This window comes from Bacillus sp. FSL L8-0167 (assembly GCF_038630295.1).
GTDB lineage: Bacteria > Bacillota > Bacilli > Bacillales > Bacillaceae > Bacillus > Bacillus safensis.
Window position 1 is genome coordinate 3,330,844 of record NZ_CP152027.1, and the last position, 15,734, is coordinate 3,346,577.

Genomic DNA, 15,734 nt, shown 5'->3' on the forward strand with positions numbered 1-15,734 from the left:
CCAAAGAACGATTAAGGAGAAAAATCCTTAATCAAAAAAATTATGACAAGAAATCGAACTTTTCGTTTAAATGCTTTACACTACAGTTAGTCATTTTATGCCTGCTTATGACAAAACGCAAGCGTTGAAAATTAGATAATTTAATCGTAGTGTTATTTAATTTATTTAAGTACAAATGATGGGTGTTCAGCCAAAATCTCGAAAAACGAAACACAGCGGCATTTGCTATTTTTTATTTGTCAAGTGTTGTACCAACATCAAGTCTTGGTACTTCATGGTGATGTCTGCATCGTGCTTCGTATGATTCCTGCGCACCTACTAAAATAATAGGATCATCATAGGATGCGGGTTTACCGTCGATCAAGCGTTGTGTTCTACTCGCTGGGGAGCCGCATACCGAACAAACTGCTTGAAGTTTTGTTACAAGCTCTGCACATGCCATTAAATGCGGAACAACACCAAATGGCTCTCCTCTGAAGTCTTGATCCAGGCCTGCAACAATGACTCGGTAGCCTTGGTCAGCCAATTGAGTGACAATGTCAATGATTGTCTCATCAAAAAATTGCACCTCATCAATGCCAATGACATCGGTTCTTTCTGATATGTGCGTTATTATGTCTTTTGGTGAGGCTACTGCAATCCCATCTAATGATGAACCGTTATGTGACACAACTGAGCTTGTACTATATCGGTTATCAATTGCTGGTTTGAATATTTTTACTTCTTGTTTGGCAAAGGTGGCCCTTTTGGCTCTCCGAATCAATTCTTCCGACTTTCCAGAAAACATACTGCCGCAGATGACTTCAAGCCAACCGCTTTGTTTCATCACATACATAAGGTCTTCTCCCCCGTTTTAAAGTTCCATCAATCCACGTAAAAAAACAGGCAAGAACGGATTCCTGCCTGTTTATTGTATCTATTATTACTTAAGACCGTATTTTTTGTTAAAGCGGTCAACACGTCCATCAGCAGAAGCGAATTTTTGACGGCCTGTATAGAAAGGATGGCACTCAGAGCAAATCTCGATGCGTACCTCTTCTTTTACTGATCCAGTTTCAAACTCATTTCCACAAGCGCATTTGACTGTAGCTTTTTTGTAGTTAGGATGAATTCCTGTTTTCATCTACTGTCATCTCCTTCCGCCCTGAATCCAATTCGGAAACAGAGTTAATATCTCAGAAATAAATTCTGAAACGCACATGATAAAATTATAACAGTGTGAGTCTATGATTGCAAATGTATTTTTTCAGGGAAGCTATCTTCTTGATGCAGACATATTGGCTTGTTTCCATTCTTGCGTTAAAATATCGAAAAATTCTTGGTTTGTCTTTGTTTTTCTCATTTTGCGCATGAACTTCTCAGCGAAGTCAGGTGTATCTGACATCGATTTTCTCATCGCCCATAAACGATCAAGATGCTCTTTTGGCACAAGCAGTTCTTCTTTTCTCGTACCAGAACGGCGAATGTCGATCGCAGGGAAAATTCTTCTTTCGGCCAAAGAACGGTCCAAATGAAGCTCCATGTTTCCAGTTCCTTTAAACTCCTCATAAATCACGTCATCCATACGTGATCCTGTATCAACAAGTGCAGTGGCTAAAATCGTCAAGCTTCCGCCTTCTTCAATGTTACGCGCAGCACCAAAGAAGCGTTTTGGACGATGGAAAGCCGCAGGATCAATACCGCCTGAAAGCGTTCGGCCGCTTGGCGGAATCACAAGGTTGTATGCACGAGCAAGCCTTGTGATGCTGTCCATTAAGATGATGACATCTTTCTTATGTTCAACAAGACGCATCGCACGCTCTAAGACAAGCTCTGCTACTTTAATGTGGTTTTCCGGTACTTCGTCAAAGGTTGAACTAACAACATCCCCTGCAACAGAACGTTCGATATCTGTTACTTCTTCTGGGCGTTCGTCAATCAAAAGGACAATCAGCTCTGCCTCTGGGTGATTTTCAGAAATGCTGTTGGCAATTTCTTTAAGCAAAATGGTTTTTCCAGCCTTAGGCGGTGCAACGATTAAACCACGCTGTCCAAATCCAACTGGCGCCATCATGTCCATAATTCTAGTAGACAGGTGATTAGGCTGTGTTTCAAGAATCATTTGGCGGTCAGGAAATAGCGGTGTGAGTGCAGGAAAGTGAACACGTTCCTTTGCTGATTCTGGGTCGTCCCCATTTACCGCTTCTACATGAAGGAGGCCATAGTAGCGTTCATTTTCTTTTGGAGGTCTTACCTTTCCAGACACTTTATCTCCATTTCGTAAATCAAAGCGTCTGATTTGTGAAGCTGAAATATAAATGTCTTCAGAACTTGGGGAGTAGTTAATCGGTCTTAAGAAACCAAATCCCTCAGACTGAATAATTTCAAGAACCCCTTCCATAAATAAGAGATCCTCTTGCTCAGCGTTCGCCTTTAAGATGGCAAAAATTAATTCTTTTTTTGTTAGTTTGCTGTAATAAGAGATTTTGTATCGCTTTGCTAACTCATACAGCTCTTTTAATTTCATATTTTCCAAAGATGAAATCGAAACATCTTTCAATATGGACACCACACTTTTCTAGTCAATGTATTTCTTTACAAATGCATGACCATTGTATTTGATTAGCTTTTAATTCCGTTGTTGTTGGAATGACCTCGCTCTGATGGTAACGCTCCCACTCGTTTTATCGTGAAAGATAGGAACAATGTGAAATAGAGCATTGTCAACATAGAGAAGGATAATGAGTATATCGTCATGATGCGGCAGTATTTAAACTTGTTGAAGCTTAAAAGAAGTAAATTCGCAGAAAATTTCGCAGCACTCTTTAGTTTTACCTCATTTGCAGAGAATATTCAACTTTTAAAAGAAAATGATATACATTTGACACCTATATGAAAAGCGGGTAATGAATACCCGCTTTCAGATTACGGACGAATGACAAGATTCGGTTTTTTCTTTAAGCTGTGTCTGCCGTCTACGAAACGAACCGTACCTGATTTCGCACGCATGACAACACTATGTGTTGTTCCAACAGAGCCTTTGAATTGAACACCTTTAAGTAATTCGCCGTCCGTTACACCTGTCGCTGCAAAAATGGCATCATCTCCTTTTACGAGATCTTCCATTCTGAGGACTTTCCCAACATCCAGCCCCATTTTCTCACAGCGTCTGAGTTCTTCTTCACTTTGAGGAAGAAGCTTACCATGAATTTCGCCACCAAGTGCCTTTAACGCAACAGCAGAAAGGACACCCTCAGGCGCTCCGCCTGAACCAAATAGAATATCAACACCTGTGTGATCAAATGCTGTATTAATGGCTCCTGCAACGTCACCATCGTCGATCAGTTTAATTCTTGCTCCTGCTTCTCTCAGTTCAGCAATAATTTTCTCATGTCGATCTCTGTTTAAAATCGTTGCAACCACATCTTCAATATCTTTGTTTTTTGCTTTTGCAACAGCGCGAAGATTATCAATGACAGGCGCTTCAATGTCGATGCAGCCTACCGCTTCTGGACCTACTGCGATCTTATCCATGTACATATCAGGTGCATTCAGCAGATTGCCATGATCTGCAACTGCAATGACAGCTAAGGCATTCCAGCCGCCGCTTGCCACAATGTTTGTTCCTTCTAATGGATCAACAGCGACATCCACGCGAGGTCCATATCCGTTCCCAAGCTTTTCCCCAATATAAAGCATTGGTGCTTCGTCCATTTCTCCTTCGCCAATGACCACTGTTCCCTTCATCGGAATGGTGTCAAATACATCACGCATTGCACTTGTTGCAGCATCATCCGCTTCGTCTTTTAATCCTCTTCCCATCCAACGGGCAGATTTTAATGCAGCTGCTTCTGTCACCCGTACTAGTTCCATCGATAAACTTCTTTCCATTTTTGTCCAAATCTCCTCTCACAGTCAAAGCCTTATGAATTTTGAAGTTCTTCTATTTCTTGGTCATTCAGCTTTTCACGCCAGATGGTTGCACCCAAGCCTTCAAGCTTCTTCTCAAGCAAACTATATCCTCTGTCTATATGTTCAAGCCCTGTGATTTCGGTCACACCGTCTGCCATTAACCCTGCGACAACAAGACAAGCGCCTGCACGCAGATCACTTGCTTTGACCTTTGCTCCTTGGAGCTGCGTTTGTCCGGTAATAATAGCAGATCTTCCTTCGACCTTCATGTTTGCACCCATTCGACGCAATTCGTCAATGTGCTTAAAGCGTGCTGAGTAGATCGTATCTGTGACCACACTCGTGCCTTTCGCTTTTGTTAACAGCGCCGTCATCGGCTGCTGAAGGTCAGTCGGAAAGCCCGGATACACAAGGGTTTTGATATCGACAGGCTTGAGTCCTTCGTTTCTGCCAACGATCAGCATCTGATCGTTGCTCGTTTCAATGGTGAACCCCATTTCTCTAAGTTTCGCCGTAATTGATTCTAAATGAGTTGGGATCACATTATCAAGTACAACTTCATCCCCCATCGCTGCACCAGCTATTAAAAATGTTCCTGCTTCGATGCGGTCAGGGATGATTGAATGCTTACAGCCATGAAGAGATTCTACACCTTCGATTCGAATGACATCGGTACCCGCACCTTTGATTTTAGCCCCCATGCTTGCAAGCAGTGTCGCTACATCAATAATTTCGGGTTCCTTTGCAGCATTTTCAATCACGGTTTTTCCTTCAGCCAGTACGGCTGCCAGCATGATGTTGATCGTCGCACCTACACTGACAACATCAAGATAAATCCGGGCTCCGACTAATTTTTCAGCACGCAAATAAATTGCTCCCTGCTCGTTTGTCACCTCGGCTCCAAGTGCTTCAAAGCCTTTGATATGCTGATCGATCGGCCTAGGCCCTAAGTGGCATCCTCCTGGCAGTCCGATGACAGCCTGCTTAAATCTGCCCAGCATGGCGCCCATTAAATAATAGGATGCACGCAGTTTCTTCACTTTTCCATTAGGAAGCGGCATACTAATCATGGAAACAGGATTAACAACCATTTCACCTTTTTCAAAAGTGACCTTTCCGCCAATTTCTTCTAACAGATCCCGTAATGTGTCGATATCTGATATATGCGGAAGGCCTTCAATGGTTACTGGAGAATCAGCGAGAATCGTGGCAGGAATCAGTGCTACAGCACTATTTTTCGCACCACTAATATGTACGGTCCCGCGCAAGGGATCACCGCCGGCAATGTTTAACTTTTCCATATTTGTCTCCCTTCTTAAAGAAGATCACTGTTGGAGTTATACTGTTTGTGGATGTCGCGCTTTAAAAGGTCTTGTCCAAAATTTAGCCAATATCAAGAGAAAGAATACAGGTTAAACGAAATTTGTCGGAAGAAAAATAATCGAAGCTTTGCGAGGCTGTGATGTTCTCTTCTTTGCACAAAACATTTCTTAGCGTTTATAAGGAAAACTGCGGCAAACGAGAGACAATCCCGCCTGCCACAACATTTATTTATTCCAGTCTGCTAAAAATTGCTCAATGCCTGCATCCGTTAATGGGTGTTTCGTCAGCTGCTTGATGACTTTCAGCGGCATTGTGCCGATATGAGCACCTCTAAGCGCAGCTTCTGTCACATGCTGCGGATGACGAATAGATGCAGCAATGATTTGTGTATCTAATCCATGAACATCAAAAATAGTTTTCACTTCGCTGATGAGATCAAGACCATTTTGGCCAATGTCATCTAAGCGGCCAAGGAATGGAGAGACATACGTCGCACCAGCTCTAGCTGCAAGAAGTGCCTGATTTGCACTAAAAATCAATGTGACGTTTGTTTTAATTCCAAGGTCTGTTAATGCTTTGACAGCTTTAAGGCCATCTGTAGTCATTGGAATTTTGACCGTAATATTTGGTGCGATGGCAGCAAGCTCTTTTCCTTCTTCAATCATTTCCTCTGCTTTTAGGGAAATCACTTCTGCACTGACAGAACCTGATACCACGTCAGTGATTTCGCGAAGGCGGTCGTGGAATGATACGTCCTTTTCTTTCGCTACTAAACTAGGGTTTGTTGTGACGCCTGCTAAAATGCCAAGCTCGTGCGCCTCTTTGATGTCCTCAATATTCGCTGTATCTACGAAAAATAACATAACTGTGCCACTCTCCTATCAATAAATTGTCTGAAATGTAAATTTGATTGCGCTTTCTCAAGATATGGAGAAAACCGCCTGTGACTCAGGCGGCTTTCGGTTCTCATCAAATTATGCTTGGTTAGAAGAACCAAATTCGCGCATTTTGCCGATAACAGTCGCTTTAATTGCGTCACGAGCTGGTCCAAGATATTTACGTGGATCATACTCTTCTGTTTTTGCAGCAAGTGTTTCGCGTACTGCTTTCGCAGAAGCAATTTGGTTTTCAGTGTTTACATTGATTTTTGCTGTACCAAGTGAAATTGCACGCTTGATGTCAGCAGTTGGGATACCTGTTCCGCCGTGAAGAACAAGTGGAAGACCAGTTGTTTTACCGATTTCTTCCATTTCAGCGAAACCAAGGTTTGGTTCACCTTTGTACGGACCATGTACTGAACCTAATGCAGGTGCAAGGCAGTCAATACCAGTGCGTTCTACAAGCTCTTGGCACTCTTTTGGATCAGCATAAATAACGCCTTCAGCGATGACGTCATCTTCTTGCCCACCAACAGTTCCAAGTTCAGCTTCTACAGACACACCATGGAAATGTGCAAGTTCAACGACTTTCGCAGTTGTTTCCACATTCTCATCGAATGGGTGGTGAGAAGCATCGATCATGACAGAAGTAAATCCTGCATGAATCGCTTTTGCACAAGATTCAAAGCTTGAACCGTGATCTAAATGAATCGCAACAGGAACTGTTACATTATATTCTTCGATTAACGCTTTAACCATTGCGACAACTGTTTTGAAGCCGCCCATGTAGCGTCCTGCTCCTTCAGATACTCCTAAGATAACAGGAGATTTCTCTTCTTCAGCAGCTTGTAAAATCGCTTGCGTGAATTCTAAGTTATTTAAGTTAAACTGTCCAACAGCGTAACCTTTTTCCTTTGCGTCTTTCAACATTTCTGTCATTGAAACTAAAGGCATGATGAAAAATCCTCCCTATGTAGCTAATTTGCTTGCTAAAAAAAGCTCTCCACCCTAGCATGACCAGAATTTCTCGCCATATGTAAACTTTCAAAGTCAGATCGCTTTCTTCTTCCTTTCTAGGATACCAATTATTCGACAAATCGGCAACAGAATGACTCGATTCAATCATTTCCATCTAGCCATTTGTTTCAAGCGGCAGGTATTCTTTGACAGCATCTCGGATTTCATCAATATCAAAAGGTTTAGCGAAGTGCGTCAATGCACCGAGTTCTTTGGATTCTTGGATCATATCTAATTCGCCATAGGCTGTCATAATAATGACACGGATGTCTTCATCAATTAATTTCATCCGTTTTAAAATTTCGATACCATCCATTCCGGGGATTTTCATATCAAGCAGGACAAGGTTCGGTCTATGGTTTTTCACAATATCTAATGCCTGTAGTCCATTGGCAGCTTGGAAGGTTTGATAGCCTTCTTTATGAAACACTTCATTCAATAATATTCTAATACCGTACTGATCATCGACAATTAAAATTTTCTCATTCATCTGTTACACCCCATTGCTTTCATTTTTCGCCATAAAAAGAGCTGTTGTTAAATAATTCTGTTTGATTTTCACATTTCCTTTAATTATAATAGTTTACTTTACGACATTTTCTGAGCATTTTTCCTAATATTCTCTTTATATTCTATTATAAAATGATCTGACCGAAGGAGGAAATGAGTCTTGTTAAAAATTTTTACGACCCAGTTATCAGGTATTTTTTCACGTATTGGAGAAAAACAGGCTGAAGCGATTGAGGACGGTGCACGCCTTCTTGCACAGGCTGTTGTCAGTGGACATGCCGTTTATTTTCACGGAAAGAATGAACTGGCTGCTGTCGCCCTAGAGGCATCTGAAAGCAAGGAGCCGTTTCCCGGTGCGAAGGTGCTGCCGCTCGATCAAAAGGAGCGCAGCTTACTTCATCCAAGTGACAGGGTGCTGCTATTTTATTCAGACCCAGAAGATCAAGAAATTCAATCTCTTGCAAAAGAACTGCACGAACAAGGTACGCCCGTTGTTGGTGTAGGGCCGGCACAAAAGGAGCCGTCTACGATTGAAGAGCATTGTGATGTCCACATTGATTTCCAGCTCAAGAAACCGCTTGTGCCCGCTGAAGATGGGACAAGGTTTGGTTATCCTGCTTTAATGACCTGCTTATACGTCTACCACGCTCTATCGTTTACTGTGAAGGAAATCGTCGAGGAATATGAATAAAAAAACTGCCGAGAAGTGATATTCCCGGCAGTTTTTTGTTTTATTTTGATTCAGATGCTTGAAGTGAAGCACCAACGAAATCTCTAAATAATGGCTGTGGTCTTGTCGGTCTTGAAACGAATTCTGGGTGGAACTGAGAAGCAAGGAACCAAGGGTGATCCTTCAGCTCGATAATTTCAACAAGACGACCATCTGGGCTTGTACCAGAGAAGACAAAGCCTGCTGCTTCCATTTGCTGTCTGTATTCGTTATTAAACTCGTAGCGATGGCGGTGGCGTTCGTAGACCACTTCGTCATTGTATGCAGCAAATGCTTTTGAGTCTTCATTTAATTTACAAGGATATAGACCGAGACGAAGTGTTCCGCCTAGATCATCTACATCCTTCTGTTCTGGAAGAAGGTCAATGATTGGGAATGCTGTTTCAGGATCAATTTCCGCTGAATGAGCTCCCTCAAGGCCTAATACGTTTCTCGCGTATTCGATAGATGCCACTTGCATTCCTAAGCAGATTCCGAAGAATGGCACTTTGTTTTCACGGGCATATTGTGTAGCAATGATTTTCCCTTCTACTCCGCGGTCTCCGAAGCCTCCAGGAACAATAATGCCGTCCACATCTTGTACGAAATCAGCGATATTCTCTGCTGTCACTTCTTCTGCATTGATCCATTTAATTTGAACATCTGCATCAAACGCATAACCAGCATGACGAAGTGATTCAACGACAGAAATATAAGCATCTTGCAGCTCAACATACTTCCCTACAAGACCAATTGTGACTTGTTTCGAAAGGTTTTGCACTTTATCAACAAGCGCTGTCCACTCCGTCATGTCCGCATCTTGGCAGTCAAGTTTCATATGTTCACATACTAGCTTGTCCAGCCCTTGTTTTTGTAAATCAAGCGGAATGGAGTATAGCGTGTCTGCATCCTGACATTCGATAACAGCTTTTGTATCAATATCACAAAATAGCGCAATTTTGTCCTTCATATCTTGTGCCAATGGCATTTCCGTTCTGACCACAATGACATTTGGCTGAATACCAAGACTGCGAAGTTCTTTCACACTATGCTGTGTTGGTTTTGTTTTCAATTCACCTGCTGCACGGATGTAAGGAACAAGGGTACAATGAATGTACATCACGTTTTCACGGCCGATGTCACTCTTCATTTGACGAATGGCTTCAAGGAATGGAAGGGATTCGATATCTCCTACTGTTCCGCCGATTTCTGTAATGACCACATCTGCACCCGTTTCTTTTCCGGCACGGTACACGCGGTCTTTGATTTCATTTGTAATGTGGGGAATGACCTGTACTGTTCCACCTAAGTAGTCACCGCGGCGCTCTTTCTTCAGAACAGTAGAGTAGATTTTACCAGTTGTGACGTTGCTGTACTTATTTAAGTTAATATCAATGAAACGCTCGTAGTGACCTAAGTCAAGGTCTGTTTCAGCACCATCATCTGTGACAAAAACTTCACCGTGCTGGTATGGACTCATTGTCCCTGGGTCTACGTTGATGTATGGATCGAATTTTTGAATGGTGACATCCATCCCTCTATTTTTCAGAAGGCGGCCTAACGATGCAGCCGTGATTCCTTTTCCAAGTGAGGAAACAACTCCTCCTGTTACAAAAATATACTTTGTCATTTCGTATGCTCCTCTCTTTTTTACCCTTGCATGTCTACACATGCACAGCTTCATCCTTTTTAGAGTGTATCCCTAAATCTCTTGAAAAATAAGAAAGCTCCCTTTCAAATAAATGAAAGGGAGCGTAAATGAACGTATCTTTACGTACTCTTTTTTAGAGAGCCCAAAATACATACTACATAGTTCGCTCTCGAAAGTCAAGACGGTTTTGTCCTGTTTTGAAGACCGGTTTGAGAGGGTTATTTGTCTTCCTCATCATCGTCTAAATCGTCTTCATCAATCTCCGTTAAGCCGTCATCATCTTCATCGTCATCTTCGTCGAAGTCTTCAAGATCTTCTTCAATTTCTTCATCATCGTCTAGGTCGAGATCATCGTCGTCTTCAACAAGGTCAAGGTCTTCTTCAAGCTCGTCGATTTCTTCTTCCTCTTCGATCTCATCGAAGTCGTCTTCAACGACAGCTGCTTTTGATTTTTTCTTTTTCGCTTTTGTTTTCACAGCTGGCTGAACTTCTTCTTCGATTTGATCAACTGGATACCAGCTGCGAAGTCCCCATCTCTGATCACCTAACGAAATAAAGCGGCCATCTATATTTAAGTCTGTATAAAATTGAGCAAGTCGATCATCAAGATCGGATTTTTGTATTCCTTGCAAACGGATAATTTCATCTATTAACTCGGAAAACGTAATTGGTGTTTTGCTGTCTCTGAAAATTTCATAAGCAAGTTCAACTAAAGACATTTGTTTGAGCTGTTCCTGTGAGTATTCTTTCAAACTCAAGGTCAGACACTCCCTTTCTATTACATGTATGTATCCATTTATCAGTGAAATAATAAGTATTTATACCTTATTCTTACGACAAACCATACCTCTCATTATAAACAAATTGGGGGAGTTTATGCCACCTTTATTGATGTTAATTTTTGATTTTTCTCACGGGGAGCACCTAGAGTGGGTACGGCATGCTTTTTGTCGTTCAGTTTTTTCTCGTCTATTTTAAAATGGGATGTTCTGAATGAGCGAGACAACGACAGGAATCGTGAATAACATTCCAGCAGACATGAGTACGATTAGTTTTCTCCGGCTGTTTTCTTTTTCTTCCTGCTTTTTTGGAGATTTCGAAAGCTCCGCGGACACCATGATCCAGATAACCATCATGACGATTGCCAAAATGCCCATAAATGTTGAGTTCATCATCATAACCTCCATATTGATATTTTCCCTAATTTTAACATAACACGATGATGATATGGATGAACATTAACAATACGCTTACGTTTGAAAACTGCATGACGAACGAAAACAGACCGCCTCACGTTCAGGCGGTCTATGCTTGTTTTCTACATATCTAGCAGTTTCCTTGAGATGACCAGGCGCTGGATTTCCTGAGTTCCTTCATAAATTTGAGTGATTTTCGCATCACGCATGTATCGTTCGACTGGGTAATCCTTTGTGTAGCCGTACCCGCCGAAGATTTGAACCGCCTCTGTCGTCACCTTCATCGCTGTATCACCAGCAAAGAGCTTGGACATGGCTGATTCCTTCCCATACGGGAGGCCTTTCGTTTCGAGCCATGCCGCCTGGTAAGTAAGCAGCCTTGATGCTTCAATCGCTGTGGCCATATCAGCCAGTTTAAAGGCGATCCCTTGCTGCTGAATGATTGGTTTGCCAAATTGTTTACGCTCCTTGGCATAATCAACCGCCGCATCAAGAGCACCTTGCGCAATCCCAACCGCCTGTGCAGCAATGCCGTTTCTGCCGCCATCGAGTGTCATCATGGCTATTTTGAACCCTTCTCCTTCTAGACCGAGCCGGTTCCTTTCATGAATTCGGCAATCTTCAAATCGAATTTCAGTTGTTGGCGATGAACGTATGCCCAGTTTGCTTTCCTTTTTGCCAACAGAAAAACCAGGTGTCTCTTTTTCTACAATAAAAGCAGTTGTATTTCGAGACGAAGCTTCTTGGTCTGTGACGGCAAACACAATATAATAATCTGCAATGCCTCCATTTGTAATAAAAATTTTCGCCCCGTTCAGGACGTATTCACTGCCTGCCTTTACGGCCGTTGTCTTCATTCCGCCGGCATCTGAACCAGAACCGCTCTCGGTGAGCGCGTATGCTCCTATCTTCTGCCCTTTTGCAAGCGGCTTTAAGTATTTCTCTTTTTGTTCCTTTGTTCCGAATGTATAGATTGGCCATGAAGCAAGAGATGTATGAGCGGACAGGGTGACGCCTGTAGAGGCGCACACTCTTGAAAGCTCCTCAACTGCTATGACGTAGGCTAAATAGTCACTGCCAATTCCGCCCACGTCTTCCGGCCAAGGGATACCCGTTAAACCTAGCTCCGCCATTTTGCGGAAAATAGATGGATCATATGTCTCTGTTTCGTCTCGTTCTGCTGCTGTTGGCTCCACTTCATTTTTCGCAAAGTCTCTCACCATTTTTTGAATCATTTCATGTTCATCACTTAATTGGAACTGCATCGTGAGCCACCTCGTTTCATATTAGCTGTTTACAGATGACCAGCCTTTGAATTTCACTTGTTCCTTCATAGATTTCACAAATTTTCGCATCACGAAAGTAACGTTCTGCTTGATAGCGATTCGTATAACCATCCATGCCTAGCAAATGGATCGCTTCTGTACTGATCTCCACCGCCGTTTTTGACGCAAATAGCTTTGCCATTGATGCTTCCTTTGTGACCGGTCGATTTGCCTCTTTGAAAGAAGCCGCTTGATAGACGAGCAGTTTGGCTGCCTCAAGCTTCGCCGCCAAATCGCCCAGCCGAATGGTTGTTTCAAGACCTGCTGGATGCTGCTTTAAATAGACCACTGCCTCGGTTAATGCGGCTTCTGCAATGCCAAGGCTTTGAGCCGCAATTCCGATTCTCCCTGCATTTAAGCTGGACATGGCAATTTGAAAGCCCTCTCCTTCTGCACCGAGCAGCTGATCTTTTGGAATCCGCACGCCATCAAAATGAAGCGTGACTGTTTTTGAACCGTGCAGTCCCATCTTTTTCTCATCTTTTCCAATCGTAAATCCCGGCGTATCTTTCTCGACAATGAACGCCGATATATTTTTTCTCGCAGAAGCCGGATCGGTCACCGCAAAGACAAGATACAGTTCTGCTTCTCCGCCGCTTGTGATAAAGATTTTCGTCCCATTTAATACATAATCGCCGCCCATCCGCTCTGCTCTTAACTGAATACTGGAGGCATCTGATCCAGCCTTTGGTTCAGTCAAACAAAAGGCGCCCAACTTCTTCCCGGATGCAAGCGGCGGCACATAAGTTTCTTTTTGTTCCTTCGTTCCAAAAGTCAAAATAGGCATCGTCACAACAGATGTATGAACGGACACAATGACACCGATGGTCGCACTCACTTTCGATAATTCATGGATTGCAATGATATACGTTGTAAAATCTGCTCCTAAGCCTTGATACGAAGCTGGTATTGGAATCCCTAGATAGCCTTGCCGCCCCATTTCACTTAAAAGGGTGTTTGGAAACCGGCCTTGTTCCATGGCTTCTACTTCAGGGAATATACGCTGGCGTGCAAATTTTGCTGTCTGTTCTCTCCAGAGACGCTGTTGAACCGTAAGCAAAACATCCATCTTGACTCCCCCTATGAGTGGTCGTGGTATGTGTAAAAACCTCTCTTTGTCTTTTTGCCCAGCCAGCCTGCATTCACGTATTTTTTTAAAAGAGGACAAGGTCGATATTTGCTGTCTCCAAGTCCCTCGTGAAGGGTATTCATAATAAATAAACATGTATCCAGTCCGATGAAATCAGCTAGACGAAGCGGCCCCATTGGATGATTCATCCCAAGTGTCATCACGCCATCAATGCTTTCTGCATCTGCTACGCCTTCATACAGGGTGTAAATGGCTTCATTGATCATTGGCATCAATATGCGGTTTGATACAAACCCTGGGAAGTCTTCCACTTCAATTGGGGTTTTGTTTAATGTCTTCGCTGTTTCATAAACAACTTGATATGTGTCATCACTCGTTTGCAGCGCTCGAATGACTTCAACCAGTTTCATGACAGGAACCGGATTCATAAAATGCATGCCAATCACTTTCTCCGGTCTCCCCGTAACAGCTGCTAATTCTGTGATCGATAAGGAAGACGTGTTTGTCGCAAATATTGCCTCAGCCTCTGCAAATTGATCAAGTGTTTCAAAGATTTGTTTTTTCACACTCATTTGTTCTGATGCAGCTTCTATGACTAAGTGAGCCTGCTGTACGTCTTTTAAATCTGTGGAAACGGCAAGCCGCTGCGTAATATCTCGGACTGCCTGATGTGCCAGCTTTCCTTTTTCTGCGCGCTTCGTCAGTTGTTTGGTCATGGAGGAGATCGCTCGTTGAATCTGCTTTTCTGATGCATCATGGAGCAGAACTGTATAGCCTGACTGAGCAAACACTTGAGCAATGCCTGATCCCATTTGACCGGCTCCAACGACCATAACGGTCTCTTCTATACTCATCAATAAACGCCTCCCTTTTCATCTACCTTTATCATGATGGCGTCTCCTTGACCGCCTCCGCTGCAAATCGCCGCAATGCCAATGCCTCCGCCTCTTTGTCTTAATGCATGAATCAATGTCAATATCACGCGTGTTCCGCTTGCCCCAATCGGATGACCGAGCGCGACAGCCCCTCCGTTGATATTCATTTTCCGCCGGTCGATCCCAGTTATTTTTTCACATGCCAGAGCCACAGCTGAAAAGGCCTCATTGATTTCAAACAAATCAATATCCTCTAGGCGCTTTCCTGTTTTCTTTAAAAGCTTCTCGATGGCAAAGGCTGGTGTTTTCGGAAAATCCTTTGCCTCTACAGCAACCTGAGCATGACCGAGAACGACTGCCAATGGCTTTACGCCATGCCGTGCAGCATACGTGTCTTTCATTAAAAGGAGCGCACTTGCACCATCATTGACACCTGGTGCATTTCCAGCGGTGATGGTGCCCTTCTGATCAAAAACAGGCATGAGCTTTGACAACCGTTCATATGACGTATCACGCCGCGGAGATTCATCTTCTGTGATCAGCCGTTCTCCCGTTTTTGTTTTGACGGTGACGGGGGTCATTTCATGTTGAAAAAAGCCGTTTTTTTGCGCTTCGATGGCCCGTTCATGACTTCTTAGTGCCCACAGATCCTGCTCTTCCCGCGTGATGCCGAGCTCCTTTGCAGCCATACTTCCATACTCACCCATATGAACGCCTGTAAACGAACAGGTCAATCCATCTAAAATCATCGCATCTTGTACTGCACCATCACCCATTTTGTAGCCCCATCGCGCTTTTTTTAGCAGATAAGGAGCGTGAGACATGGATTCCATACCGCCCGCTGCGATGACCTCAGCATCTCCGGCTCGAATGATTTGATCTGCTGCGGTCACACTGCGCATGCCTGAAGCACAGACTTTATTGATGGTTTGTGTTGGAACAGACCAAGGAAGATCAGCATATCTTGCTGCTTGCCTTGAAGGAATCTGCCCTTGCCCTCCTTGTAAAACACTTCCCATGATGACTTCATCTATTTCATGAGAACCCGAAACTCTTTCCAGTGCAGCCTTGATCGCTATACCGCCTAGTTCTGCGGCAGTCAAACCACTGAGAGCGCCGCCTAGTTTTCCAAATGGTGTTCTTGCTCCAGATACAATGACCGTCGTACTCATATATGCCCCTCCCCGTTTGTTACCGCTTACATATGATTTAGGCAGCTGATGAAACAGCGCCATGGATAAGCCGATGAACATTCTATTCATCGGCCTG

At 43.3% G+C, this 15,734-nt stretch carries 16 protein-coding genes; 1 reads left to right on the top strand and 15 read right to left on the bottom strand.

Annotation, left to right across the window (positions count from 1 at the left end; all coding sequences use genetic code 11):
- Positions 1 to 232: 232 nt before the first annotated feature.
- The 8 genes from MHB66_RS17235 to MHB66_RS17270 form a co-directional block, all read right to left on the bottom strand.
- Positions 233 to 835: a thymidine kinase gene (locus MHB66_RS17235; protein ID WP_024423745.1), complete on the bottom strand. Its 603-nt coding sequence runs from the start codon at positions 833 to 835 to the stop codon at positions 233 to 235.
- A gap of 87 nt (positions 836 to 922) precedes the next feature.
- Positions 923 to 1,123 (bottom strand): 50S ribosomal protein L31, encoded by a 201-nt coding sequence (gene rpmE / locus MHB66_RS17240; protein ID WP_003215407.1) that lies wholly within the window; start codon positions 1,121 to 1,123, stop codon positions 923 to 925.
- A 132-nt stretch (positions 1,124 to 1,255) separates the two neighbouring features.
- Positions 1,256 to 2,539 (bottom strand): transcription termination factor Rho, encoded by a 1,284-nt coding sequence (gene rho / locus MHB66_RS17245; protein WP_008354975.1) that lies wholly within the window; start codon positions 2,537 to 2,539, stop codon positions 1,256 to 1,258.
- Positions 2,540 to 2,904: 365 nt separating this feature from the next.
- Positions 2,905 to 3,870, bottom strand: coding sequence for a class II fructose-bisphosphatase (glpX, locus tag MHB66_RS17250; RefSeq protein ID WP_012011567.1), 966 nt, complete (start codon positions 3,868 to 3,870; stop codon positions 2,905 to 2,907).
- A gap of 32 nt (positions 3,871 to 3,902) precedes the next feature.
- Positions 3,903 to 5,192 carry a UDP-N-acetylglucosamine 1-carboxyvinyltransferase gene (locus tag MHB66_RS17255; RefSeq protein ID WP_024423746.1) on the bottom strand — a complete coding sequence of 430 codons (1,290 nt, stop codon included), beginning with the start codon at positions 5,190 to 5,192 and terminating at the stop codon, positions 3,903 to 3,905.
- A gap of 246 nt (positions 5,193 to 5,438) precedes the next feature.
- Positions 5,439 to 6,077, bottom strand: a complete 639-nt coding sequence (gene fsa / locus MHB66_RS17260; protein WP_024426351.1) for a fructose-6-phosphate aldolase — start codon at positions 6,075 to 6,077, stop codon at positions 5,439 to 5,441.
- A 111-nt stretch (positions 6,078 to 6,188) separates the two neighbouring features.
- Complete coding sequence (locus tag MHB66_RS17265) at positions 6,189 to 7,046, bottom strand: class II fructose-bisphosphate aldolase (RefSeq protein WP_024423748.1); 858 nt, start codon at positions 7,044 to 7,046, stop codon at positions 6,189 to 6,191.
- Positions 7,047 to 7,224: 178 nt separating this feature from the next.
- Positions 7,225 to 7,599 carry a response regulator gene (locus MHB66_RS17270; protein ID WP_003214681.1) on the bottom strand — a complete coding sequence of 125 codons (375 nt, stop codon included), beginning with the start codon at positions 7,597 to 7,599 and terminating at the stop codon, positions 7,225 to 7,227.
- A 180-nt stretch (positions 7,600 to 7,779) separates the two neighbouring features.
- Here MHB66_RS17270 and MHB66_RS17275 point away from each other — a divergent pair, with 180 nt between their 5' ends.
- A complete protein-coding gene (locus tag MHB66_RS17275) occupies positions 7,780 to 8,310 on the top strand; it encodes a DUF2529 domain-containing protein (protein ID WP_046312941.1) in 531 nt (176 codons plus the stop codon).
- Between the two features lie 40 nt (positions 8,311 to 8,350).
- Here the strand turns inward: MHB66_RS17275 and pyrG are convergent, their stop codons facing one another.
- The 7 genes from pyrG to MHB66_RS17310 form a co-directional block, all read right to left on the bottom strand.
- Positions 8,351 to 9,958: a CTP synthase (glutamine hydrolyzing) gene (pyrG, locus tag MHB66_RS17280; RefSeq protein ID WP_034281230.1), complete on the bottom strand. Its 1,608-nt coding sequence runs from the start codon at positions 9,956 to 9,958 to the stop codon at positions 8,351 to 8,353.
- A gap of 239 nt (positions 9,959 to 10,197) precedes the next feature.
- Positions 10,198 to 10,737: a DNA-directed RNA polymerase subunit delta gene (rpoE, locus tag MHB66_RS17285; protein WP_034281231.1), complete on the bottom strand. Its 540-nt coding sequence runs from the start codon at positions 10,735 to 10,737 to the stop codon at positions 10,198 to 10,200.
- Positions 10,738 to 10,953: 216 nt separating this feature from the next.
- Positions 10,954 to 11,151 (bottom strand): hypothetical protein, encoded by a 198-nt coding sequence (locus MHB66_RS17290; protein ID WP_046312939.1) that lies wholly within the window; start codon positions 11,149 to 11,151, stop codon positions 10,954 to 10,956.
- Positions 11,152 to 11,297: 146 nt separating this feature from the next.
- Positions 11,298 to 12,440, bottom strand: a complete 1,143-nt coding sequence (locus tag MHB66_RS17295) for an acyl-CoA dehydrogenase (RefSeq protein ID WP_046312936.1) — start codon at positions 12,438 to 12,440, stop codon at positions 11,298 to 11,300.
- 16 nt (positions 12,441 to 12,456) lie between these two features.
- Complete coding sequence (locus MHB66_RS17300; protein ID WP_046312934.1) at positions 12,457 to 13,569, bottom strand: acyl-CoA dehydrogenase family protein; 1,113 nt, start codon at positions 13,567 to 13,569, stop codon at positions 12,457 to 12,459.
- An 11-nt stretch (positions 13,570 to 13,580) separates the two neighbouring features.
- On the bottom strand, positions 13,581 to 14,444 hold the full coding sequence (locus MHB66_RS17305) for a 3-hydroxybutyryl-CoA dehydrogenase (protein ID WP_046312931.1): 864 nt from the start codon (positions 14,442 to 14,444) through the stop codon (positions 13,581 to 13,583).
- Positions 14,444 to 15,637 carry an acetyl-CoA C-acetyltransferase gene (locus MHB66_RS17310; protein ID WP_046312927.1) on the bottom strand — a complete coding sequence of 398 codons (1,194 nt, stop codon included), beginning with the start codon at positions 15,635 to 15,637 and terminating at the stop codon, positions 14,444 to 14,446. Before MHB66_RS17310 ends, MHB66_RS17305 begins: the two co-directional genes overlap by 1 nt.
- Between the last annotated feature and the right edge of the window lie 97 nt (positions 15,638 to 15,734).

What these genes read in the sequence shown, in the direction of transcription:
- MHB66_RS17270 (WP_003214681.1), bottom strand. Translation starts at nt 7,599, where the DNA reads ATGAATGAGAAAATTTTAATTGTCGATGATCAGTACGGTATTAGAATA.
- glpX (WP_012011567.1), bottom strand. Translation starts at nt 3,870, where the DNA reads ATGGAAAGAAGTTTATCGATGGAACTAGTACGGGTGACAGAAGCAGCT.
- rpmE (WP_003215407.1), bottom strand. Translation starts at nt 1,123, where the DNA reads ATGAAAACAGGAATTCATCCTAACTACAAAAAAGCTACAGTCAAATGC.
- MHB66_RS17295 (WP_046312936.1), bottom strand. Translation starts at nt 12,440, where the DNA reads ATGCAGTTCCAATTAAGTGATGAACATGAAATGATTCAAAAAATGGTG.
- fsa (WP_024426351.1), bottom strand. Translation starts at nt 6,077, where the DNA reads ATGTTATTTTTCGTAGATACAGCGAATATTGAGGACATCAAAGAGGCG.
- MHB66_RS17290 (WP_046312939.1), bottom strand. Translation starts at nt 11,151, where the DNA reads ATGAACTCAACATTTATGGGCATTTTGGCAATCGTCATGATGGTTATC.
- MHB66_RS17265 (WP_024423748.1), bottom strand. Translation starts at nt 7,046, where the DNA reads ATGCCTTTAGTTTCAATGACAGAAATGTTGAAAGACGCAAAGGAAAAA.
- MHB66_RS17310 (WP_046312927.1), bottom strand. Translation starts at nt 15,637, where the DNA reads ATGAGTACGACGGTCATTGTATCTGGAGCAAGAACACCATTTGGAAAA.
- MHB66_RS17300 (WP_046312934.1), bottom strand. Translation starts at nt 13,569, where the DNA reads ATGGATGTTTTGCTTACGGTTCAACAGCGTCTCTGGAGAGAACAGACA.
- MHB66_RS17255 (WP_024423746.1), bottom strand. Translation starts at nt 5,192, where the DNA reads ATGGAAAAGTTAAACATTGCCGGCGGTGATCCCTTGCGCGGGACCGTA.
- pyrG (WP_034281230.1), bottom strand. Translation starts at nt 9,958, where the DNA reads ATGACAAAGTATATTTTTGTAACAGGAGGAGTTGTTTCCTCACTTGGA.
- MHB66_RS17235 (WP_024423745.1), bottom strand. Translation starts at nt 835, where the DNA reads ATGTATGTGATGAAACAAAGCGGTTGGCTTGAAGTCATCTGCGGCAGT.
- MHB66_RS17305 (WP_046312931.1), bottom strand. Translation starts at nt 14,444, where the DNA reads ATGAGTATAGAAGAGACCGTTATGGTCGTTGGAGCCGGTCAAATGGGA.